This is a genomic window from Bhargavaea sp. GQ12 (assembly GCF_059758705.1).
The window spans coordinates 1-246 of the sequence record NZ_JCAXEU010000067.1; the positions used below are offsets into that span (position 1 = coordinate 1).

Annotated in this window: 1 protein-coding gene; it reads right to left on the reverse strand. The window is 51.6% G+C overall.

Going from position 1 to position 246, the window contains the following annotated elements; all coding sequences use genetic code 11:
• The coding region (locus AC6CHQ_RS16420) for a reverse transcriptase domain-containing protein (RefSeq protein WP_498082082.1) at window positions 1–246 on the reverse strand (246 nt) is incomplete at both ends.

Below are 246 nucleotides of genomic sequence, written 5' to 3' on the forward strand. Positions count from 1 at the left end.
GTGGCCGCGCTTCTCCAATTCTTTGTCCAGTTCATCAAGGACAATGTTGGAAAGAAGCGGACTTAAGGGTCCGCCTTGCGGCGCTCCCTTCGTGACTGGCCTGACAAGGCCATTCTCCAGAACACCTGAATTCAGGAAGCTCCTAATTAGTTTTAAAAGCCGCCTATCCTGAATCCGCTCTGCAAGAGTCGACATCAGTCGGTCGTGATTGACCCGGTCGAAGAATTTCTCCAAGTCGATGTCCAC